Here is a 21,556-nt window from a genome sequence, read left to right as displayed (position 1 = left end):
CAAGACGGAGGGTCGCCCCGATACCGGATGTATCGGGGTGATCCCGACAACGCGGCGAGCGTGCGTGCCAGACGCCGCCGAGCAGGCGGGACTTTCGAAACACGCCCTAGGCCGGACACGCCCTCGGTCGAAGAGCCACACCGGCCGGCCCGGGGCCTGGCGCACACCGTTCCCGCACCCGGACCACCAACGAACCGAACCGACCCTGCGGCGGCGCAGGGTGACGACGAAAGGCACCGAAGTGACAGTCCGCGCATTCACCCTCGAAGACCTCAAGCGCATCCTCGTAGAGGTCGCGGGCGCCGACGAGGACATGGGCCCCGACGCCGAGATCCTGGACCTCGGATTCGAGCAGCTGGGCTACGAGTCGCTCGCGCTGCTGGAGACCGGAGGCCGCATCGAGCGCGACTACGCCATCACCCTGGCCGACGACGCGCTGCACGCCGAGGTCACCCCGCGCGAGCTCATCGACGCGGTCAACAACCTCCTCAGCGCCCCCGCCGTCTGAGAACGCCCCCGGTACACGGAAGGAACACGTATGACCCAGCAGGAGAAGCGAACCGCACTCGTCACCGGCGCCACCAGCGGCATCGGCCTCGCCGTGGCCCGCACCCTGGCCGTCGCCGGACACCAGGTGTTCATCGGAGCGCGTACCACCGAGAACGTGGCCTCGACGGTCAAGCAACTGCGTATGGAGGGGCACGAGGTGGCCGGCGCCGCCCTGGACGTACGCGACGGCGCCGCCGTACGGGAGTTCGTCCGCCAGGCCGTCGACCTCTACGGACCCGTCGACGTCCTGGTGAACAACGCGGGCCGCAGCGGCGGCGGACCGACCGCGGACATCGCCGACGAGCTGTGGGACGACGTCATCGACACCAACCTCAACAGCGTCTTCCGGATGACCCGCGAGGTGCTCACCACCGGGGGGATGCGGAACCTGAGCCGGGGCCGGATCATCAACATCGCCTCCACGGCCGGCAAACAGGGCGTCGTGCTCGGCGCCCCCTACTCGGCCTCCAAGCACGGGGTGGTCGGCTTCACCAAGTCGCTGGGCAACGAGCTGGCGCCGACCGGCATCACGGTCAACGCGGTCTGCCCGGGGTACGTCGAGACGCCGATGGCGGAACGGGTGCGCAAGGGATACGCGGCGGCATGGGACACCACCGAGGACGAGGTGCTGACCAGGTTCCAGGCGAAGATCCCGCTCGGACGCTACTCGTCCTCCGAGGAGGTGGCGGGCCTCGTCGGCTATCTGGCCTCCGACACCGCCGCGTCCATCACCGCCCAGGCCCTCAACGTGTGCGGAGGGCTCGGCAACTTCTAGGGGCATCGCGCCGATCACGGCCGGGTCCACCCCGGCCGACCAGGACCGTCACCAGGAGATGAGCAATGACAACGAACAGTCCGCGTGAGGTGGAGCACGAGATCACCGTCGACGCCCCGGCCGAGGACGTCTACCGGCTGCTCGCCGAGGTGGAGAACTGGCCTCGGATCTTCCCGCCCACCCTCCACGTCGACCAGGTGGACACGGACGTCGACCAGGAACGCATCCGGATCTGGGCCACCGCCAACGGCGAGGCCAAGAGCTGGACGTCCATCCGCACCTTCGACCGGGAGGCGCTGCGTATCGACTTCCGGCAGGAGATACCCACACCCCCGGTCGCCGCCATGAGCGGTGGATGGATCGTGGAACCGCTGACCGCGACGACCTCGCGCGTACGGCTCCTGCACGCCTACCGGGCCATCGACGACGACCCGGAGCAGCTGGCCTGGATCGACCGGGCCGTGGACACCAACTCGCGCTCCGAACTGGCCGCGTTGAAGACCAACCTCGAACTGGCCCACGCCGCCGAGGCGGTGACCTTCTCCTTCGAGGACACCGTGTACACCGTCGGCTCCGCCAAGGACGTCTACGACTTCATCGACGCCGCGGACCTGTGGGCGGAGCGGCTGCCGCACGTGGCGTCCGTCCGGCTCACGGAGGACAGCCCGGGTCTGCAGACCCTGGAGATGGACACCAGGACGGCGGACGGTTCGACCCACACCACGAAGTCGTACCGGGTGTGCCTCCCGCACCACAGGATCGCCTACAAGCAGGTGACCCTGCCGGCTCTGATGAGCCTGCACACCGGCATCTGGACGTTCCGCGAGACGGAGGACGGAAAGGTCGCCGCCACGTCGCAGCACACCGTCGTCCTCAACACTGCGAACATCACGAAGGTGCTGGGCGACGGCGCCACCGTCCAGCAGGCCGAGGCGTACGTCCGCGGTGCGCTCAGCAGGAACAGCACCGCCACCCTCACCCACGCGACGTCGTACGCCGAGGCCAGGAGCCGGCCCTGATGCCGGGGCCCTCCCGGTCCGCGGACCGGGAGGTCGTGGTGATCGGCGCCGGACCCGTCGGGCTGATGCTGGCCGGTGAACTCCGGCTCGGCGGCGCCCAGGTGACGGTGGTCGAGCGCAGGCGGGAACGGGTCACCGAGTCGCGGGCCTCCACCCTGCACGCCAGGACCATGGAGATCCTCGACTCCCGCGGACTGCTGACCCCGCTGGGCGAACCGCCCTGCGAACCGGTGGGCCACTACGGCGGCATCCCGCTCGACCTCACCCTGCCCGGGCCGTACCCGGGGCAGTGGAAGGTGCCGCAGACCAGGACCGAGGAGGTCCTGGAGAACTGGGCCCGCTCACTGGGCGCCGAGGTGCTCCGGGGCCACGAAGTGCGGCAGCTGACCGTGGGCGAGGACCATGTCGCGGTGACGGCGGCGGGCCCGGACGGGCCCGTCGACCTTCTCGCCGCCCATGCCGTCGCCTGCGACGGCGAGGACAGCACGGTGCGCCGGCTGACCGGAGCGGCCTTCCCCGGTCACGACGCGCGCCGCGAGCTGCTGCGCGCCGACGTGGAGGGCCTCGACATCCCGGACCGGCGCTTCGAACGGCTGCCGGGCGGCTTCGCCGTGGCCGCCCGGCGCGGTGACGGCGTCACGCGGGTGATGGTCCACGAGTTCGGCCGGGCCGCCGGACCACGACCGGGGCCGCCGGAGTTCACCGAGGTCACCGACGCGTGGAAGCGGGTCACCGGGGAGGACATCTCCGGCGGCACCCCACTGTGGCTGAACGCCTTCGGCGATGCCTGCCGACAGCTCGACGCGTACCGCGACGGCCGCCTGCTCTACGCGGGCGACGCCGCGCACCGGCAGATGCCCATCGGTGGCCAGGCCCTCAACCTCGGTCTGCAGGACGCCGTCAACCTGGGCTGGAAGCTGGCCGCGACCGTCCGCGGCTGGGCGCCCCCCGGTCTGCTGGACACGTACGACAGCGAACGCCGTCCGGTCGGCAGGCGGGCTCTCGCCCACATCGAGAACCAGGCGGACCTGCAACTGGGCGCGGCGGATGCGGAACCCGCGCGCGAGCTCTGGGGCGAACTGGTCGCCCTGCCCCAGGTGCGTACCCACCTGGCCGGAATGATCACCGGCCTGGACGTGCGCCACGACGTGCGTGGCCCCGGCGACGCCCTCCACCTGCTGCTCGGGGCCAGGCTGCCGCCTGCCCGGCTGACGACGGAGCGCGGCACGGTCGCCACGGCCGCCCTGCTGCGCTCGGGGCACGGCCTCCTGCTGGACCTCACCGGCGGCGCACGGGGCTTGGCCCACGAGGCGGCCCGGGGCTGGGCGGGCCGGGTCCGGACCCTCGCCGGCCGGATCGAGGCACCGGACACGGCGCATCCCCTGCATGGTGCGGACGCGGTGCTGGTCCGCCCGGACGGCCACGTCGTGTGGGTCGCGGTGGCCGGCAGGAGCCCGGCGGAAAAGGACGGGCCGGACGCCGCCCTGCGGCGCTGGTTCGGCGAGCCCCGCCCGGAGGAGACGCCCCCGGGGGAGACAGGAAAGGCGGGAGAGTGAAAGGGATCATCCTGGCCGGCGGCCACGGAACGCGGCTGCACCCCATCACCCTCGGTGTTTCGAAACAGCTGCTGCCCGTCTACGACAAGCCCATGATCTACTACCCGCTGTCGGTGCTCATGCTCGCGGGAATCACCGACATCCAGATCATCTCCGACCCGGGCGACATCCCCGCCTTCCAGCGGCTGCTCGGCGACGGCTCCTCGCTCGGCCTGCGACTGAGCTACGCGGAACAGGACAAACCCAGGGGCCTGGCCGACGCGTTCGTCATCGGTGCCGACCACATCGGGGACGAGCCGGTGGCGCTGGTCCTCGGCGACAACATCTTCCACGGTCCGGGCTTCGGCGACATGCTCACCGAATGCGCGCGCACCGTCGACGGGTGCGTCCTGTTCGGCTACCCGGTACGCGACCCGGAGCGCTACGGCGTCGGGGAGACCGACGAGCACGGGCGGCTGGTGTCCCTGGAGGAGAAGCCCGAGCGTCCCCGGTCCAACCTGGCCGTCACCGGGCTCTACTTCTACGACAACGACGTGGTGGAGATCGCCCGCAACCTGCGCCCCTCCGCACGCGGAGAGCTCGAGATCACCGACGTCAACCGGAACTACCTGGAGCGCGGCAGGGCCCGCTTCGAGCCGCTGGGCCGGGGGTTCGTCTGGCTGGACACCGGAACCCACGACGCGCTGACCGAAGCGGGGCAGTACGTGCAGATCCTGGAACACCGCCAGGGCGTGCGCATCGCCTGTGTCGAGGAGATCGCCTGGCGCATGGGCTACATCGACCGCGACGCCTGCTACCGGCTCGGCCTCGCCCTCTCCCGGTCCCCCTACGGCCAGTACGTCATGGGGATCGCCGAAGCAGGCTGACGCCGCCGGACCGCCCCTCATCACCTGTGCCCGCGCCCGGCGGGCCCCGGACGGAGACACCATGCCCCTATCCGTACCCGAAGGCGGCCACGGCGCCGCCCGGCCGCCCGAGGCGGCCTCATGAGAGTCCTGGTGACCGGCGGCGCCGGATTCATCGGCTCGCACTACGTACGTTCGCTGCTGAGCGGGGCCTACGGAACCGACACACCCTCCGTCACCGTGCTCGACAAGCTGACCTACGCAGGAAACCGCGCCAACCTGCCCGCGGACCACGAGCGGCTCGACTTCGTGCACGGCGACATCTGCGACGCCCCGCTGCTCGCCCGCGTCCTGCCCGGCCACGACGCGGTCGTGCACTTCGCCGCCGAATCACACGTGGACCGCTCCATCGCCGACGCGGCGGAGTTCGCCCGCACCAACGTCCTGGGCACCCAGATCCTGCTGGAGAACGTCGTGCGCGCGGGCGTACCGCGAGTGGTGCACGTGTCCACCGACGAGGTGTACGGATCGATCGCCGACGGCACCTGGACCGAGGAGTCGCCGCTGCTGCCCAACTCGCCCTACGCGGCGTCCAAGGCAGGCTCCGACCTCGTCGCCCGTTCCTACTGGCGCACCCATGGGCTCTCCGTCTCGGTCACCCGCTGCTCCAACAACTACGGCCCCTACCAGCACCCCGAGAAACTGATCCCGCGGTTCGTCACGAACCTGCTGCGGGGCGAGCCGGTGCCCGTCTACGGCGACGGGTCGAACCGGCGCGAATGGCTGCACGTGGACGACCACTGCCGGGCCGTGCATCTCGTCCTCACCCGGGGCAGGGCCGGCGAGATCTACAACGTCGGCGGTGGCGACGAGTTGACCAACCTCGACCTGACGGCACGCATCCTCCGGCTCTGCGGAGCCGACGCGTCCATGATCCGGTACGTGGCCGACCGGCCGGGACACGACCTGCGCTACGCGCTCGACGACCGCAAGATCCGCGACGAGCTCGGCTACGAGCCGCGCGTGTCCGTCCACGAAGGTCTCGCCGGGACCGTCGCCTGGTACCGCGACCGCCCCGAGTGGTGGCGGGCCGCCAGGGCCGCGGAGCACGAGCCGCAGCCGGCCGTCGCTCCCTGAGATCCGCACACACGCACGGGGACACCCCCCCGGGAACAGGAAGAAGTACATGGGCGCCGAACACGCCGGCACGACGTCACGAACGGCCAGCGAGGAAGAGAAGGAGGGCCCCGGCGGGCCCACGGAGACGACCGATGTCGTCGTCGTGGGAGCCGGCCCGACCGGCCTGATGCTCGCGGGGGAGCTGCGGCTCGGCGGCGCGCGCGTCACCGTGGTGGAACAACTGCCCGCTCCGACCGGGCAGTCCCGGGGCCTGGGGTTCACCGCCCGCGCCATGGAGGTGTTCGACCAGCGTGGCCTGCTCGCCGGATTCGGACCCGGCCTGGAGACCAGCCCGCAGGGACACTTCGGCGGCGTGCTCTTCGACTACTCCGTACTCAGGGACGGGCACTTCGGCGCGCGGGGAATCCCGCAGTCACAGACCGAGTCCGTACTCGAGGAGTGGGCGCGCGCCCTCGGCGCTGACATCCGGCGCGGCTGGCAGCTGACCGGCCTCACCGACACCGGGGACGGCGTGGAGATCGTCGCGGACACCCCGACCGGAGTGCGCCGGCTGCGCGGCAGCCACCTCGTGGGATGTGACGGAGGCGGCAGCGCGGTGCGTACGGCCGCCGGGTTCGACTTCCCCGGCACCCCGGCCCGCCGCACCATGTACCTCGCCGATGTGGCGGGCTGCTCCCTGCGCCCCCGCTTCCTGGGCGAACGCCTGCCCGCCGGCATGGTCATGGCGGCGCCGCTGGGCGAAGGAGTGGACCGCATCATCGTCTGCCCCGACGGCGTCCCCGCCGACGACAGCTCCCGCCTGACGGACTTCGCCGAGGTCGCCGACGCCTGGCAGCGGATCACCGGTGAGGACATCAGCGGCGGCAGCGCGCTCTGGGTCAGCACCTTCACGGACGCGACCCGCCAGACCTCCCAGTACCGGCGCGGCAGGGTGCTGCTCGCGGGCGACGCCGCCCACATCCACCTGCCGGCGGGCGGGCAGGGCCTGAGCACCGGGGTGCAGGACGCCGTCAACCTGGGCTGGAAGCTGGCCGCCACGGTCCAGGGCTGGGCACCGCCCGGACTCCTCGACTCCTACCACGACGAACGCCACCCCGCCGGGGCCCGGCTGCTGATGAACACCCGCGCCCAGGGGATGCTCTACCTCGGCGGCGAGGAGGCCGACCCGATGCGCGCGCTGTTCGGTGAACTCATCGAGCACGACGACGTCAAGCGTCATCTCGCGGGAGTCGTCTCCGGCCTCGACGTGCGCTACGACGTCGGTGAAGGCAGCCATCCGCTGCTGGGCCGACGGCTGCCGCCCCGCCCCCTGCGCACCGCGGCCGGCCCCACCCGTACCACCGAGCTGCTCCACCCGGGACAGGGCGTGCTGCTCGACCTCCGCGACGACGAGACGCTGCGCGCCGAGGCCTCCGGCTGGAAGGACCGCGTCGTCACGGTGACCGCGACCGTCACCGACGACGCGGCCGACGAAGCGCTGGCGGGCGCCGGGGCCCTGCTCGTCCGGCCGGACGGCTACATCGTGTGGACGGCTGCCGACGACGCCGGCCCACGGAGCGCGCTGCACCGGTGGTTCGGCGCGCCCACCGCCGGCACCACCCACCACGACGAGTACGAGGAGAAGCCGTGACCATCCGCGTCTGGGACTACCTGGCGGAGTATCAGAAGGAGAAGGACGACGTGCTCGGCGCCGTGGAGCAGGTGTTCGGCTCCGGCCAACTCGTGCTCGGCGAGAGCGTCCGGGGCTTCGAGGAGGAGTTCGCCCGCTACCACGGCGCGCGCTTCTGCACCGGAGTCGACAACGGCACCAACGCCCTCAAGCTCGCGCTGGAGGCCCTGGGCGTGGGTCCGGGCGACGAGGTCATCACCGTCTCCAACACCGCGGCGCCCACCGTCGTCGCCATCGTGAGCACCGGTGCCACCCCGGTCTTCGTGGACGTCCGCGAAGAGGACTTCCTCATCGACACCGACCAGGTCGAGGCAGCCGTCACCCCACGCACCAAGGCGCTGCTGCCGGTCCACCTCTACGGCCAGGTCGCCGACATGACGGCCCTGGAGGACATCGCGCGCCGCCACGGTCTGAAGATCCTGGAGGACTGCGCGCAGGCGCACGGGGCCCGCAGACACGGCACGGTCGCCGGCTCGACGGGCGACGCGGCGGCCTTCTCCTTCTACCCGACCAAGGTGCTCGGCGCCTACGGCGACGGCGGCGCGGTGGTGACGTCGAACGAGGAGACCGACCGCAACCTCCGCCGACTGCGGTACTACGGCATGGAGAAGACCTACTACGTCGTGACGAGCCCCGGTCACAACGCGCGCCTGGACGAGGTGCAGGCGGAGATCCTGCGCCGCAAGCTCGGCCGGCTCGACACCTACATCGAGGGGCGCAACGCGGTGGCCCGCCGGTACGAGGAAGGCCTCGGCGACCTCACCGGACCGGGCGGCCTCCTGCTCCCGGCCACCAACGAGGGCAACACCCACGTCTACTACGTGTACGTCGTGCGCCACCCCCGGCGCGACGACATCATCGAGGCGCTCAAGGCCCACGACATCTCGCTCAACATCAGCTATCCGTGGCCGGTCCACACGATGTCCGGCTTCGCGCACCTCGGCACGCCCCGGGGGGCCCTGCCCGTCACCGAGAAGCTGGCGGGCGAGATCTTCTCGCTGCCGATGTATCCGTCGCTGCCCGAATCCATACAGGACAAGACCATCGGCGCCCTGCGCGAGGTGCTGGCCGAGCTCTGAGGCGCGGTACCGGACCCGAGGGCCCCCAAGGGCTTCCCGAGCACATCAACGTAAGGAAACTCCCTGTCATGCCAGCGAAAACCGGCATCTATGGAGCCGGCGACATCTACGACACCATCTACCAGGGGCGCGGGAAGGACTACCGGGCCGAGGCGGCCACGGTCACCCGGCACATCCGGTCCCGGAACCCGGAGGCGGCGGCCCTGCTCGACGTCGGCTGCGGCACCGGTGGGCACCTGCGTCACTTCGCGGACGACTTCGACCGGGTCGAGGGCGTCGATCTCGCCGAGGGAATGCTGGCGGTCTGCCGCCGGGAGTACCCGGACATCCCGGTGGCCGTCGGAGACATGCGGGCGCTGCGCACCGGCCGGCGCTACGACGCGATCGTGTCGCTGTTCAGCGCGGTGGGGAACCTGACCGGGACCGACGAACTGGACGCGACGCTCCGGAGTTTCGCGGACCACCTCGAAGTGGGCGGCGTCGTCGTCGTCGAACCCTGGTGGTTCCCGGAGAACTTCACCGCCGACCACGTCGGCGCCGCCGTCGTCACGGTGGGCGACAGGACCGTCGCCAGGGTCTCGCACACCGTCCGCGACAGCGACACGGCGAGCCGTATGGAGGTGCACTACATCGTCGCCGAACCGGCCCAGGGCGCCGAGCACTTCACCGACACCCACGTCATGTCGCTGTACGGCCGCGAGCAGTACGAAGCGGCCTTCGTCCGGGCCGGGCTCACGGTCGAGTACGTCCCCGGCGAGTTCGACGGCAACGGACTGTTCATCGGCGTCAAGGGAGGCGACCTGTGAGTGCTGTCGAGACCCGGAAGCTGTCCATCGAGGGCGCGTACGCCTTCACCCCGCCGGTCCACCGGGACGCACGCGGCCTGTTCGCATCGCCCTACCAGGAAGAGCCCTTCACCGAGGTCACGGGCGGGCCGCTCTTCCCGGTGCGCGACGTGAGCCACAACCGCTCCGCCCGCGGAGTGCTCCGAGGGATCCACTACACGACGACACCGCCCGGCCGGGCGAAGTACGTCTACTGCCCCTACGGACGGGTACAGGACTACCTCATCGACCTGCGGGTCGGCTCGCCGACCTTCGGCGTCCAGGAGACGACCGAGCTCAGCGGCGACAACTGCCGGGCCCTCCACATACCCGTGGGCGTCGGGCACGCCTTCGCCTCCCTCCAGGACGACACGGTGATCGTGTACGTGATGTCCGGCGGCTATGTCCCGGACAACGAGTGCGCGCTCTCCGCCCTGGACCCGGAGCTGGGGCTGACCCTGCCGGAGGGTTTCGAACCCGTCTGCTCGCCGCGGGACCTCGCGGCTCCCACCCTGGCCGAGGCCGGCGAGAGGGGCCTCCTGCCCGAGTACGAGCAGTGCAGGAAGGCGGAGGCCGGGCTGTGGACGTGAAGACCCCCCTCATCACCCTCCTCGGAGCCACCGGATTCGTCGGCTCCGCCGTACTGCGGGAACTGGCGCGCAGGCCCGTCCGGATCAGGGCGGTGTCCCGGCGGCCCGCGGTCGTCCCGGCCGGCGCCCGCGCCGAGATCGAGGTGTTCACCACCGACCTGACCGAACCCGGCCGCATGGCGGAGGCGGTCAAGGGCGCCGACATCGTCGTGCACACCGTCGCGCACATCGCCGGTACGTCGACCTGGCGCATCGAGGACGGCGACATGGAGGCCGAACGGGTCAACGTGGGGCTGGTCGCCGACCTCGTGGCCGCCCTCGCCGCCCGGAGCGACCGGCCCCGTGTGAAGGTCCTGTTCGCCGGCGCCGTCTCGCAGGCCGGCCCGTGCGGGAAGGACGTGATCGACGGCAGCGAACCCGACCTGCCCGCAGGTGAGTACGACCGGCAGAAGCTCCGCGCCGAACGGCTGCTGCTCGCCGCGGACGCGGAGGGGGTGCTCCACGGCGTCTCCCTTCGACTGCCCACGGTCTTCGGCTACGAACCGGAGTCCACGGCCCCGGACAAGGGGGTGGTCTCCGCGATGGTGCGGCGCGCCCTGTCCGGCGAACCGATCACGATGTGGCACGACGGAACGGTTCGCCGCGACCTGCTCCACGTCCAGGACGTGGCGACGGCCTTCGCGGCGGCGGTGGACCACGCCGAGGCGCTCCGCGGACGGCACTGGGTGCTCGGCACCGGTGTGGGCCGGCCGCTGGGCGGCGTCTTCGAGGAAGTGGCCGCCCTGGTCGCCCGGCACACGGGCGAACCGGCGGTACAGGTGGTCTCCGTGGAGCCTCCCGCCCACGCGGAGGCGGGCGACTTCCGCAGCGTGACCGTCGACGCCTCGGCGTTCGGGGGGACGACCGGCTGGAGCCCGCTCCTCCCGCTCACCGAGGCGCTGCGCCGCACCGTCGCTTTCCTCGCGGACGAGCCCGGGAGGGGGGCACGGTGACCTCCTCCACGGTCCTGCGCCCCCGGGCCGAGCAGGCCCTGTCGGCCCGGCTCTCGCGGTCCGCCGCGGTGACGGGCAGCGGTCATCTGATGCGTACGGACGCGTTCCCCGAGTGGCTCGCCGCCCGGGCGGCCGCGCACCGGTTCACCGTGCGCAGGACACCGCTCGACGCGCTGGACGGCTGGTCGTTCGAGGCGGACACCGGCAATCTGGTGCACCGGAGCGGGAAGTTCTTCTCCGTGGAGGGGCTGTCGGTCGACGTCGGTGAAGGCCCGTTCCGGCGGTGGCAGCAGCCGATCATCCGCCAGCCCGAGGTCGGCATCCTCGGCATCCTCGCCAAGGAATTCGACGGAGTCCTGCACTTCCTCCTGCAGGCGAAGATGGAACCGGGCAACCGCAACCTGCTCCAGCTCTCACCGACGGTGCAGGCGACCCGCAGCAACTACACCGGAGTGCACCGGGGCGCGAAGGTCAGATACCTGGAACACTTCGCCGGGCCCGGCCGGGGCCGGGTGCTCGCCGACTCGCTCCAGTCGGAGCACGGTTCGTGGTTCTACCGGAAGTCCAACCGCAACATGCTCGTGGAGACGGACGAGGAGGTGGACGCCGGCCCCGACTTCTGCTGGCTCACCCTCGGCCAGCTGGGCGAGCTGCTGAGGCACGACAACGTGGTGAACATGGACACCCGCACGGTTCTGTCCTGCTTCCCGCTGGCCGTGCCCGAGGCGGGGGCGCTCTGCTCCGACACGGAGCTGCTGTCCTGGTTCACCACGCAGAGGTCGCGTCATGACGTCGAGGTGCGGCGCATCCCGCTGGCCCGCGTCGAGGGCTGGGGACGCGACGGAACAGGCGTCTGCCGCCCCGACGGGCGGTACTTCCGCATCACGGGAGTGTCCGTGGAGGCCGGCAGCCGGGAGGTCGGCGGCTGGTCGCAGCCGCTGCTGGCCCCGACGGGGACCGGCATCACGGCGTGCCTCTTCCGCCGGTTCGGCGGCGTCCCGCACCTGCTGATGCACGCGAAGGTGGAGGCCGGCTACCTGGACACCGTCGAGCTGGCTCCTACGGTCCAGTACACCCCGGAGAACTGGGAGCACCTGCCTGCCACGGTCAGGCCGCGGTTCCACGACGTGGTGCGGGACGCCCCGCGGGACGCGGTCCACTACGACGTGCTGCACTCCGAGGAGGGCGGCCGGTTCGAGCACGCGGAGACCCGCTGCGTGTTCGTGGAGGCCGACGAGGACACCGCCCCGGCGCAACCGCCGGCCGGCTATCAGTGGCTCACCGTGGGCCAGCTCAACTCGCTGACGGCGCACGGGCATTACGTCAACGTCCAGGCTCGCACGATGCTGGCCTGCGTCAATTCCGGAGCGGTGAAGCTGGACCGGTCCGGCCGGGCCTCCTGACGCGGACACGAGGACGGGGCGGTGGGGTGTGCCAACCGCGCACCCCACCGCCCCGGACCGGCCTCGTGCCTTGTGCTTCGTGCCTCGTGTCAGACCGGAACGGTCTGGGCGTCCTGCGGGTCCAGCTCCGCCTTGCCCGGCCGGTAGATCACGTAGCAGACGGCGGCACCGGCGAGGAACAGGGCGGCCGACCACCAGTAGGCCGTCGCATAACTGCGCAGGGCCGCCTCGTCCAGCAACGCCTCGGTCGGCTCGCGGCCCTCCGCGTGGTCCGAAGCGGCCCCGGTGGCCAGGGTGTTCAGCACCGCGATGCTGATCGCCCCGCCCACCTGGAGCACCGTGTTGACGGTGGCGGACGCGACACCGGCGTCCTCGGCGGCGACCCCGTAGGTGGCCACGTTGATGGCCGGGGCCATCGCCCCGCCCAGACCGGCCCCCACGACGAGCAGCGCGGGAAGCACCCCTGTCACGTATCCGCTGTCCAGGTCCAGCGTGGTCAGCCAGGCGAGGCCGACGGCGGTGACCGCCATACCGGCGGGGATCACCGGCCGGGGACCGATGCGGCTCACCAGGCCGGCGGCCAGGACCGGGGAACAGCCCATCGCGCCGATCAGCGGCAGGAACGCCAGCCCGGTGCTGAGCGCCGAGTACCCCAGACTCAGCTGGAGGTAGTACGTCAGGAACAGGAAGATCCCCATCAGCCCGCAGCCGATGACGAGGATCGACAGGAACGACGCGCCCCGGTTGCGGTCCAGCACGACGTGCAGCGGCAGCAACGGGCGCGAGGCCTTCGTCTGCCACCAGACGAAGCCCACCAGCAGAAGGGCGCCCGCGACCAGGTAGCCCCAGGCCGTCAACGCGTCCCAGCCGTCGGTCTCGGCGTTGGCGGTGCCGTAGACCAGGCTGAACACCCCGACGGACACGAGCACCGTGCCGGGGAGGTCGAGTCCGGGGCGCCGTTCCTCGCGTCCCGCACCCGGCAGTGTCACCAGCCCGCCGATGAACGCGACCACGGCGAAGAACAGGTTGACGTACAGGCACCAGCGCCAGGTGAGGTACTCGGTGAGCACACCGCCCAGCAGCAGACCGACGGCCCCGCCCGCCCCGGCGATGGCGCCGAAGACACTGAACGCCTTGGCCCGCTCGCTCAGATCGGTGAAGGTCGTGGTCAGCAGGGAGAGCGCGGCGGGTGCCAGCAGCGCGCCGGAGACGCCCTGACCGGCCCGCGCGGCGATCAGCATCTCGAAGCTGGTGGCGGCGCCACCGAGCGCCGAGGCCACCGCGAACCCGACCAGCCCGGCCAGGAACGCCTGCTTGCGGCCGAAGACGTCGGCCAGCCGTCCACCCAGGAGCAGCAGACTTCCGAAGGGCAGCGCGTAGGAGGTCAGGATCCACTGCCGGTCGCCGTCGGTGAAGTCGAGGGCCGACTGCGCGGACGGCAGGGCGATGTTCACGATGGTCGCGTCCAGCACGACCATCAGCTGGGCGGTGCCGATGACCACCAGCGCCCACCACCGGCGCTCGTGTCCCGGGGGTCCGCCGCTCGGCGGGTTCGCCGAGGTGGGCGGTGGGGATGTCTTACGGGGCATGGCGCTCCTTGGGAGGTGGGCCACTGTCCGGACGCCGGCGACGGGCGTCGCGATCCTGGCGGAAGCCGACGGACGTGGCCTACGCGCCGACACCGATCGCGTGACGGACCGTGGACGGGTCGTCGAGTACGGCCAGCAGCGCGGCCGCGAGGTCCGCGCGGGGCAGACTGGAGCCGGCGACGTTGGCTTCCAGCGCGGTGCGGTAGCGGCCCGTGCCGGGCTTGTCGGTCAGGTACGGCGGCCGCAGCACCGTCCACTCGGTCCCGCCGGCGGAGAGCAGGTTCTCCATCCGCTCCAGGTCCGCGTAGGTGTTGCGGTAGATCCGCCGGATGAACGGGGTCACGGTGTGCCGGAACAGGAAGGGCTCGCCGGCCCCCGACCGCAGCACCGGCTGGGCGCTGATGACCGCGATGCGCCGCACGCCCGTCGCCTCCATCGCCGTCAGGATGCTCTCCACGCCCTTCGCGCAGATCTGACCGGACACCTCGCGGCCCGACGGGCCGAGCGCCGAGACGACCGCGTCGCTGCCGTCGAGTGCGGGCTTCAGCGTCTGCGGATCGAAGAGGTCCGCCGCGATGATCCGCAGGTTCGGGTGCTCCACGGCGAGCTTGGCGGGGTTGCGGACGACGGCCCGCACGTGGTGCCCCGCCTCCAGAGCCTGCTCGACGACGAGGCGGCCGGTCCCGCCGGTGGCGCCGAATACGGTGAGGTGCATGGGTGTCCTGTTCCTTGAGATGCGGTGATCCGAACTTCTTACCCGCGGGCGCGCGCGAGCGCGGCCAACCGGTCGACGACGACGCCCGGGTCGGGCATGGCGGCGAGCTCCGTCGACACGTCCTGGCTCACCGCGCGGAAGGAGGGCTCGCTCAGCAGGGCGCCTATCGCGTCACCCACGGCGTCGGCCGTGCACTCGGCGGGATCCAGGACGGTGCCGGCGCCCCGCTGTTCGAGCACCACGCCGTTGCTGCGGGCATCGCCCTTGGTGGTGGGGACGATCAGCTGGGGGACGCCCGCGGTGAGGGCTGCGAACATCGTGCTCATGCCGCCGTGATGGACGGCTGCGGCGCAGCTGGGGAGCACCGCGCTGAGCGGCAGGAAGTCCTCGACCAGGCGGACGCGCTCGGGCAGTTCACCGAGGAGCGCCGGCAGGTCGGAGCCGCCTGTCGTCACCACGATCTCGGCGTCCAGCCGCTCGGTGCCCCGGATGATCCTGCCCAGCAGCTCGCCCTGGGAGTTGTTGTGCGTGGGGACCGAACCCATGGTGACCAGGACCCGCGGCCGTTCCGGACGCGTCAGCGCCCAGGCGGGCACCTGCCCGCCGCCGTTGTACGTGCTGGGGCGCAGGTCGAGCAGCCGGTGGAGCGTCTCGCCCGTCGGCGCCGTCGGGTTGATCTTCTCCAGCGACTCCGGTCCCAGGCTGAGTTCCACATCGGGGTGGAGCGGCAGGGAGGTGACGCCCGCCTCGGCGACGACCGGTGGCACGACGTCCGAGGGGAGCGGGAACAGCGGATGCCGCAGCCCGATGCCGTGGACCACGGCCAGGCTGCCCGCCGCCCGGGCAGCGAGTATCCCGGCGGGCAGCATCGGCGGATACAGCACGACGTCCGCCTGCCAGTCCCGCGCGATGCGCACGAGACCGGGCAGCATCAGGTCCCCGATCTCCCCGAAGGCGCCGAAGACCCGGTTCATGACCTCGCCCACCGACAGCCCGGGCTCCGAACCGCTCGACGCGAGCGCGATGTACGGGGCGGTGACGTCCGTTCCCGGAGCGGCGTCGACGGCCGAGAGTCCGGCATGGGCCGCGGCGCGCAGTGCCGGGCCACCGGCGGCGAACAGCACCTGGTGGCCGGCCAGCCGGGCGGCGTGGGCCAGCGGGACGAGAGGAACGGTGTGGGAGAAGCCCGGAGTGGTCGTGAAGAGAAAACGCATGATCGGCCCACGTGCCTTTCGTTCTTGGGACCTCTGCGGTCCGACGGCGGACGGCCCGTGGTCCGGACACGGAACAGGGGCGGCGGCCCCGGCCGGCAGGCCCGTCGGCGCGGTCGCCCGGGCCGGTCAGTGGTGCGGCCGCACGTCTGGCAATCCTGGTGGGGGCGGGGGGTGGCGACCCGTCATATGTGCTCGATTTACCGAACAATTGACATCGATCTGACGTAGTCCCCGTTCCCGTGCGGAGAGCACGCGCAACATGACACAGCCTGACCCTGAAATGAGGCTCGCTTTCTTGTGCGAGCCGTGGATGCGGGCAAGACTTGTGGCCATGACGCCGAGTGCTCGGGTGCCCATCGGCCTGTGCATTCGCGGCTCGTGTTCCTCATTCTCTGCTTCTCCCGCTGTTCTGGAGGTCAGGCATGCCCGAATCGACGGAATCCCGTGGCTTTACCGACGAGGCTGAACTGCGCCGTGTCAACAGGGCCACGGTGGAGCGGTACATGACGACGGTCGGGCAGGACAGGCTTCAGCGTCACACCCTGTTCACCGAGGACGGCAGCGGCGGTCTCTGGACCACCGACACAGGGTCCCCGATCGTCATCAACGGCCGTGACCGCCTCGCCGAGCACGCCGTGTGGTCCCTGAAGTGCTTCCCGGACTGGGAGTGGTACAACATCCAGGTCTTCGAGACCCAGGACCCGAACCGCTTCTGGGTGGAGTGCGACGGGCACGGAAAGATTTGCTTCCCCGGCTATCCCGAAGGCTACTACGAGAACCACTTCCTGCATTCCTTCGAGTTGGAGAACGGGAAAGTGAAGCGTAACCGAGAGTTCATGAATCCTTTCGAGCAGCTTCGCGCTCTCGGAATTCCGGTGCCGGAGATCAAGCGCGAAGGCATACCCACCTGACCGGCTCCCCCGTCGCTACATTGGAGACTCCTGTGGAACAAGTCGTGCGTGAGATCCGCAGCTGTGGTTCCTCGCAGCAGCCCGAATGGACCGACTTGCCGCAGGTGGAACGGGTGGGAGAGGCACTCGCCGGCAGGCCCTCGCTCGTCCAGGCGGCGGACCTGCGCGTCCTGCGTGCCTCCCTGGCCCGGGTGGCCTCAGGCGAGGCCCTGGTCCTCCAGGCCGGCGACTGCGCCGAGGACCCCGGAGAGTGCACCCCGCACGACGTGTCGCGCAAGGCCGCGCTGCTCGACGTGCTGGCCGGGACACTGCGGATGAACTCGCCCAAGCCGGTGGTACGGGTCGGGCGCATCGCGGGTCAGTTCGCCAAGCCCCGCTCAAGCCCCACGGAGACCGTCAACGGTGTGGAGATACCCACCTTCCGCGGGCACATGGTCAACGGAGTGGAACCCGACCTGGAGGCCAGGCGGCCGGACCCGCTGCGCATCCTCACCGGCTACATGGCCGCGGGCGACATCCTGGAGTACCTGGGCTGGCGCCGCCGCGCGGCCGGCCAGGACCCCATCGGGCCGCTCGTGTGGACCAGCCACGAGGCACTGCTGCTGGCCTACGAGATTCCCATGCTGCGCACCGACGAGCGGGGCCGGCTGTTCCTCGGCTCCACGCACTGGCCCTGGATCGGTGAGCGCACCCGCCAACTGGACGGCGCGCACGTGGCCCTGCTGGCCCAGGTCGAGAACCCGGTGGCCTGCAAGGTGGGTCCGTCGATGGAACCGGCGGAGCTGCTCGCCCTCTGCGAACGCCTCGACCCGCTGCGGGAGCCCGGCCGGCTCACCCTCATCGCACGCATGGGCGCCGACCTGGTCACGGAGCGGCTGCCCGCCCTGGTGGAAGCGGTACGCGCCGCGGGGCACCCGGTCATCTGGCTGAGCGATCCGATGCACGGAAACACCACCGCGGCACCGGACGGGAACAAGACCCGGCACGTGGAGACGATCACCAGGGAAGTGGTGGCGTTCCAGCAGGTCGTCACCGCCTGCGGCGGGGTCTGCGGGGGGCTGCACCTGGAGACCACGCCCAACGACGTCACCGAGTGCGTCTCCTGCGAGGCCGATCTGGACCAGGTCGGCGACAAGTACACGACCTTCTGCGACCCGAGGCTCAATCCGGGCCAGGCCGTCTCGGTGGTCTCCGCCTGGAACTCCTGACACCCGGCCGGGTCCGAGCCCTGACGCAGGCACAGAAAGGCGAAGCAATGTCCGGCATTCCCCCCATCCGGTCCTACGCGTTTCCGACGGCGGGCGACCTGCCGTCGAACACGGCCGGCTGGACCCCGGATCCCGACCGTGCGGTCCTGCTCGTCCACGACATGCAGCGCTACTTCCTCGCACCGTTCCCGAAGGACGTGCGTACCCGCCTGGTGGGCAACGCCGCCGGGCTGCGCGACCGCTGCGCCGCCGCCGGGGTGCCGGTGGCCTACACCGCGCAGCCCGGCGGAATGACCACGCAACAGCGCGGCCTGCTGGCGGACTTCTGGGGACCGGGCATGACCCCGGAGCCGGCCGACCGTGCGGTGGTCGACGAGCTCGAACCCGCCGAGGACGACTGGACGCTGGTCAAGTGGCGCTACAGCGCGTTCTTCAACACCCCGTTGCTCGACCGGATGCGCGAGTCGGGACGCGACCAGCTGATCCTGTGCGGGGTCTACGCCCACGTCGGGGTCCTGATGAGCGCCGTCGACGCGTTCACCCATGACATCCAGCCGTTCTTCGTCGCCGATGCCGTGGCCGACTTCAGCGAGGACTACCACCGCCTCGCCGTCACCTACGCGGCCGAGCGGTGCGCGGTCGTCGTCACCGCGAAAGAGGTGTTCGGGTGACCGGGGGCCCGGCCGCCGGGCCCGCCCGGGACGCCGATCCGCTCGGGCGCGTACTGACGGGCCGTGCGGGCCCGTTCGCCCTTCTCCACCGGCCGGAGGCGGTGGGCGCCGATGTCGTCGACGTACTCCTGGGCGAGGTCACGACACCCGACACGCTCGCGGACATCCCGCTGCCGCCGGACGCGGAGCCGCTCACCGGCGCCCGCCACGAGGTACTCGCCGTCATCCCCTACCGCCAGGTCAGGGAACGCGGATACGTGGTGCCCGACGACGGCGCCCCGCTGATCGCGCTGAGCGTCACCGAACAGAGCACGCTGCCCCTCGCCCAGGTGCTGGACCGTATGCCGCAGGTCCCCACCGTGCTGAGCGGCCAGCACTTCGACGTCGACGACGACGCCTACCGGGAGATCGTCCGCAGTGTCGTGAACGACGTCATAGGCGCGGGCGACGGCGCGAACTTCGTCATCAAGCGCTCCTTCGTCGCGGACATCACCGACTACGGGCCGGACAGCGCGTTGTCCTTCTTCGCACGGCTGCTGAAGCGGGAGGTGGGCGCCTACTGGACCTTCCTCATCCACACCGGCGAGCGCACCTTCGTCGGAGCCTCGCCCGAGCGGCACCTCAGCCTCGACGCGGGCAGGGCCGTGATGAACCCCATCAGCGGCACCTACCGCTATCCGGGGACCGGCCCCAGCCTTCCGGACGTCATGGACTTCCTCGCCGACCGCAAGGAGACCGACGAGCTGTTCATGGTCGTCGACGAGGAACTCAAGATGATGGGCCGGATCTGCGAGGACGGTGGCCGGGTGATCGGCCCCTACCTCAAGGAGATGGCCCGCCTCGCGCACACCGAGTACTTCATCGAGGGCCGCACCACCCGCGACGTACGGGAGATCCTGCGCGAGACCATGTTCGCGCCCACGGTCACCGGATCGCCGCTGGAGAGCGCCTGCCGGGTCATCGACGCGTACGAGCCGGCCGGACGCGGCTACTACAGCGGCATCGCCGCGCTCATCGGCCGCGACGAGCACGGCGGCCGTGCCATGGACTCCGCGATCCTCATCCGCACCGCGGACATCGACAGCACCGGGCGGCTCAGCGTGGGAGTCGGAGCGACCCTCGTCCGCCACTCGGACCCCGCGTCGGAGGCCGCCGAGACCCGCGCCAAGGCCGCCGGACTGATCGCGGCCCTGGAGTCCGCGGCCGACGAGCGCTTCGCCGCCCACCCGGGTGTCCGGGCCGCGCTGGAACAGCGCAACGAGGCGCTCGCGGACTTCTGGCTCCGCGACACCGGCGACCGGGCGGAGCCGCTGCCGGAACTCGCCGGCCGCGAGGTGCTGGTCGTCGACGCCGAGGACACCTTCACCGCCATGATCGCCCATCAACTGCGCTGCCTGGGACTACGGGTGACGGTGCGGCGCTTCGACGAGGAGTACGCCTTCGACGGCTACGACCTCGTCGTGATGGGCCCGGGGCCCGGGGACCCCGGCGACCGGGACCACCCCAAGATCCAGCACCTGGCCGCGGCGGTACGCGGCCTGCTGGACCAGGGCAGCCCCTTCGTCGCGGTGTGTCTCAGCCATCAGGTCCTCAGCCTCGCGCTCGGCTTCGAGGTGAGCCGCCTCGACGTCCCCCACCAGGGACTCCAGAAGGAGATCGACCTCTTCGGCCGTCGCGCGCGCGTCGGCTTCTACAACACGTTCGCCGCCCGGTGCGCCGAGGACAAGATCGAGATCGAGGGCGTCGGAGTGGTCGAGGTGAGCCGCGACGCGGGGACCGGCGAGGTGCACGCGCTGCGTGGCCCGCACTTCAGGTCCATGCAGTTCCACGCCGAATCGGTGCTGACGCTCGACGGTCCACGCATCATCGCCACCGCCGTGAAGGACGTGCTCGGGACATGACCGGAAACCAGTCGGAGGATCGTATGCACCCCTACGTCGTCGTCGACGCCTTCGCGACCGAGCCGCTGCACGGCAACCCGGTGGCCGTGTTCCTGGAAGGCGACGACCTCTCCGCCGGTCAGATGCAGCGCATCGCAGGCGAGATGCACCTGTCGGAGACGACCTTCGTCCTCCGCCCGGAGCAGGGGGGCGACGCCCGCATCAGGATCTTCACGCCCGTCAACGAGCTTCCGTTCGCGGGGCACCCGCTGCTGGGAACCGCCATCGCGCTGGGCAACCGCACCGGGGCGGACCAGCTGAAGCTGGAGACCGCGATGGGCACCATCCCCTTCGAGCTGGTCCGGGAGGGGGGCGTGGTCACCGCCGCCTGGATGCGGCAGCCGGTACCGGCCTGGGAGCCGTACGAGCACGCCGAGGAACTGCTGGCCGCGCTCGGTGTCACCCGACCCGAGCTGCCGGTGGAGGTCTACCGCAACGGCCCCCGCCACGTCCTCGTCGGCCTGGGCAGTGTCGAGGAACTGTCCGCGCTCACCCCCGACCACCGCGCGCTCGCCCGGTTCCCCGACATGGCGGCCAACTGCTTCGCCGGATCGGGGACCCAGTGGCGCAGCCGGATGTTCTCACCCGCCTACGGCGTGGTCGAGGACGCGGCCACCGGCTCGGCGGCCGGCCCCATCGCGATCCATCTGGCCCGGCACGGACGTGCCCCCTACGGTCGGCGGATCGAGATCACCCAGGGCGTCGAGATGGGACGCCCCTCGCCGATGCGCGCACTCGCCGAGGGCTCCGGTGACCGGGTCGGATCCGTCGAGGTGGGCGGTGACGGCGTCATCGTGATCGAGGGGACGCTGCTGCTGTGACCGCCCTCGCCTCGGCCCGTCGCCCCGCTCCCGTACCGGGAGCACC

Annotated in this window: 20 protein-coding genes; 17 read left to right on the top strand and 3 right to left on the bottom strand. The window is 71.2% G+C overall.

Annotated features, from left to right (window positions below; all coding sequences use genetic code 11):
- Nucleotides 1-241: 241 nt before the first annotated feature.
- From IG90_RS0121915 to IG90_RS0121860, 12 genes are all read left to right on the top strand, one after another.
- On the top strand, nucleotides 242-508 hold the full coding sequence (locus tag IG90_RS0121915; protein WP_030587040.1) for an acyl carrier protein: 267 nt from the start codon (nucleotides 242-244) through the stop codon (nucleotides 506-508).
- Nucleotides 509-538: 30 nt separating this feature from the next.
- The gene (gene fabG / locus IG90_RS0121910) at nucleotides 539-1,324 is read left to right on the top strand and encodes a 3-oxoacyl-ACP reductase FabG (RefSeq protein WP_030587037.1); all 786 of its coding nucleotides are present in this window, start codon (nucleotides 539-541) and stop codon (nucleotides 1,322-1,324) included.
- Nucleotides 1,325-1,389: 65 nt separating this feature from the next.
- Entirely contained in the window at nucleotides 1,390-2,343 is a 954-nt protein-coding gene (locus IG90_RS0121905) for an aromatase/cyclase (protein WP_030587035.1), read from the top strand.
- Nucleotides 2,343-3,899 carry an FAD-dependent monooxygenase gene (locus IG90_RS0121900; RefSeq protein WP_051860189.1) on the top strand — a complete coding sequence of 519 codons (1,557 nt, stop codon included), beginning with the start codon at nucleotides 2,343-2,345 and terminating at the stop codon, nucleotides 3,897-3,899. Before IG90_RS0121905 ends, IG90_RS0121900 begins: the two co-directional genes overlap by 1 nt.
- The gene (rfbA, locus tag IG90_RS0121895; RefSeq protein ID WP_030587029.1) at nucleotides 3,896-4,765 is read left to right on the top strand and encodes a glucose-1-phosphate thymidylyltransferase RfbA; all 870 of its coding nucleotides are present in this window, start codon (nucleotides 3,896-3,898) and stop codon (nucleotides 4,763-4,765) included. Before IG90_RS0121900 ends, rfbA begins: the two co-directional genes overlap by 4 nt.
- A gap of 120 nt (nucleotides 4,766-4,885) precedes the next feature.
- Complete coding sequence (rfbB, locus tag IG90_RS0121890; protein WP_051860188.1) at nucleotides 4,886-5,881, top strand: dTDP-glucose 4,6-dehydratase; 996 nt, start codon at nucleotides 4,886-4,888, stop codon at nucleotides 5,879-5,881.
- A gap of 49 nt (nucleotides 5,882-5,930) precedes the next feature.
- Nucleotides 5,931-7,514 (top strand): FAD-dependent monooxygenase, encoded by a 1,584-nt coding sequence (locus IG90_RS0121885; protein ID WP_078585358.1) that lies wholly within the window; start codon nucleotides 5,931-5,933, stop codon nucleotides 7,512-7,514.
- The gene (locus IG90_RS0121880) at nucleotides 7,511-8,632 is read left to right on the top strand and encodes a DegT/DnrJ/EryC1/StrS family aminotransferase (RefSeq protein WP_030587020.1); all 1,122 of its coding nucleotides are present in this window, start codon (nucleotides 7,511-7,513) and stop codon (nucleotides 8,630-8,632) included. The genes IG90_RS0121885 and IG90_RS0121880 overlap by 4 nt, the downstream gene beginning before the upstream one ends.
- A 68-nt stretch (nucleotides 8,633-8,700) precedes the next feature.
- Entirely contained in the window at nucleotides 8,701-9,438 is a 738-nt protein-coding gene (locus IG90_RS0121875; protein WP_030587017.1) for a class I SAM-dependent DNA methyltransferase, read from the top strand.
- Nucleotides 9,435-10,046: a dTDP-4-dehydrorhamnose 3,5-epimerase family protein gene (locus IG90_RS0121870; RefSeq protein ID WP_030587014.1), complete on the top strand. Its 612-nt coding sequence runs from the start codon at nucleotides 9,435-9,437 to the stop codon at nucleotides 10,044-10,046. Before IG90_RS0121875 ends, IG90_RS0121870 begins: the two co-directional genes overlap by 4 nt.
- Nucleotides 10,037-11,038 carry an NAD-dependent epimerase/dehydratase family protein gene (locus IG90_RS0121865; RefSeq protein ID WP_030587011.1) on the top strand — a complete coding sequence of 334 codons (1,002 nt, stop codon included), beginning with the start codon at nucleotides 10,037-10,039 and terminating at the stop codon, nucleotides 11,036-11,038. Before IG90_RS0121870 ends, IG90_RS0121865 begins: the two co-directional genes overlap by 10 nt.
- The gene (locus IG90_RS0121860; RefSeq protein WP_030587008.1) at nucleotides 11,035-12,441 is read left to right on the top strand and encodes an NDP-hexose 2,3-dehydratase family protein; all 1,407 of its coding nucleotides are present in this window, start codon (nucleotides 11,035-11,037) and stop codon (nucleotides 12,439-12,441) included. The genes IG90_RS0121865 and IG90_RS0121860 overlap by 4 nt, the downstream gene beginning before the upstream one ends.
- 89 nt (nucleotides 12,442-12,530) lie before the next feature.
- Here the strand turns inward: IG90_RS0121860 and IG90_RS0121855 are convergent, their stop codons facing one another.
- The 3 genes from IG90_RS0121855 to IG90_RS0121845 all read right to left on the bottom strand — a co-directional run bounded on the left by IG90_RS0121855 (nucleotide 12,531) and on the right by IG90_RS0121845 (nucleotide 15,959).
- Nucleotides 12,531-14,030 carry an MFS transporter gene (locus tag IG90_RS0121855; RefSeq protein WP_033894542.1) on the bottom strand — a complete coding sequence of 500 codons (1,500 nt, stop codon included), beginning with the start codon at nucleotides 14,028-14,030 and terminating at the stop codon, nucleotides 12,531-12,533.
- A 79-nt stretch (nucleotides 14,031-14,109) separates the two neighbouring features.
- A complete protein-coding gene (locus IG90_RS0121850) occupies nucleotides 14,110-14,745 on the bottom strand; it encodes an NAD(P)-dependent oxidoreductase (protein WP_030587000.1) in 636 nt (211 codons plus the stop codon).
- Between the two features lie 38 nt (nucleotides 14,746-14,783).
- Nucleotides 14,784-15,959 carry a glycosyltransferase gene (locus IG90_RS0121845; protein ID WP_030586997.1) on the bottom strand — a complete coding sequence of 392 codons (1,176 nt, stop codon included), beginning with the start codon at nucleotides 15,957-15,959 and terminating at the stop codon, nucleotides 14,784-14,786.
- A 422-nt stretch (nucleotides 15,960-16,381) separates the two neighbouring features.
- On the opposite strand from IG90_RS0121845, the gene IG90_RS0121840 reads away from it, so the two are divergent.
- Genes IG90_RS0121840 through IG90_RS0121820 form a run of 5 tightly spaced genes read left to right on the top strand, consistent with a single transcriptional unit; the run spans nucleotide 16,382 to nucleotide 21,510 of the window.
- Nucleotides 16,382-16,870 carry a PhzA/PhzB family protein gene (locus tag IG90_RS0121840; protein ID WP_030586993.1) on the top strand — a complete coding sequence of 163 codons (489 nt, stop codon included), beginning with the start codon at nucleotides 16,382-16,384 and terminating at the stop codon, nucleotides 16,868-16,870.
- Nucleotides 16,871-16,902: 32 nt separating this feature from the next.
- Nucleotides 16,903-18,078 carry a 3-deoxy-7-phosphoheptulonate synthase gene (locus IG90_RS0121835; RefSeq protein ID WP_030586991.1) on the top strand — a complete coding sequence of 392 codons (1,176 nt, stop codon included), beginning with the start codon at nucleotides 16,903-16,905 and terminating at the stop codon, nucleotides 18,076-18,078.
- Between the two features lie 47 nt (nucleotides 18,079-18,125).
- Nucleotides 18,126-18,749 carry an isochorismatase family protein gene (locus tag IG90_RS0121830; RefSeq protein WP_030586988.1) on the top strand — a complete coding sequence of 208 codons (624 nt, stop codon included), beginning with the start codon at nucleotides 18,126-18,128 and terminating at the stop codon, nucleotides 18,747-18,749.
- Nucleotides 18,746-20,650, top strand: coding sequence for an anthranilate synthase family protein (locus IG90_RS0121825; RefSeq protein ID WP_030586984.1), 1,905 nt, complete (start codon nucleotides 18,746-18,748; stop codon nucleotides 20,648-20,650). The genes IG90_RS0121830 and IG90_RS0121825 overlap by 4 nt, the downstream gene beginning before the upstream one ends.
- Nucleotides 20,647-21,510 (top strand): PhzF family phenazine biosynthesis protein, encoded by an 864-nt coding sequence (locus tag IG90_RS0121820; RefSeq protein ID WP_280922312.1) that lies wholly within the window; start codon nucleotides 20,647-20,649, stop codon nucleotides 21,508-21,510. Before IG90_RS0121825 ends, IG90_RS0121820 begins: the two co-directional genes overlap by 4 nt.
- Nucleotides 21,511-21,556 lie beyond the last annotated feature (46 nt).

Source organism: Streptomyces anulatus (genome assembly GCF_000721175.1).
In the GTDB taxonomy this organism is placed as follows: Bacteria; Actinomycetota; Actinomycetes; order Streptomycetales; family Streptomycetaceae; genus Streptomyces; species Streptomyces anulatus_C.
The sequence above is the reverse complement of the archived record's forward strand: the minus strand, read 5'-3'. Positions and strand labels throughout refer to the sequence as shown.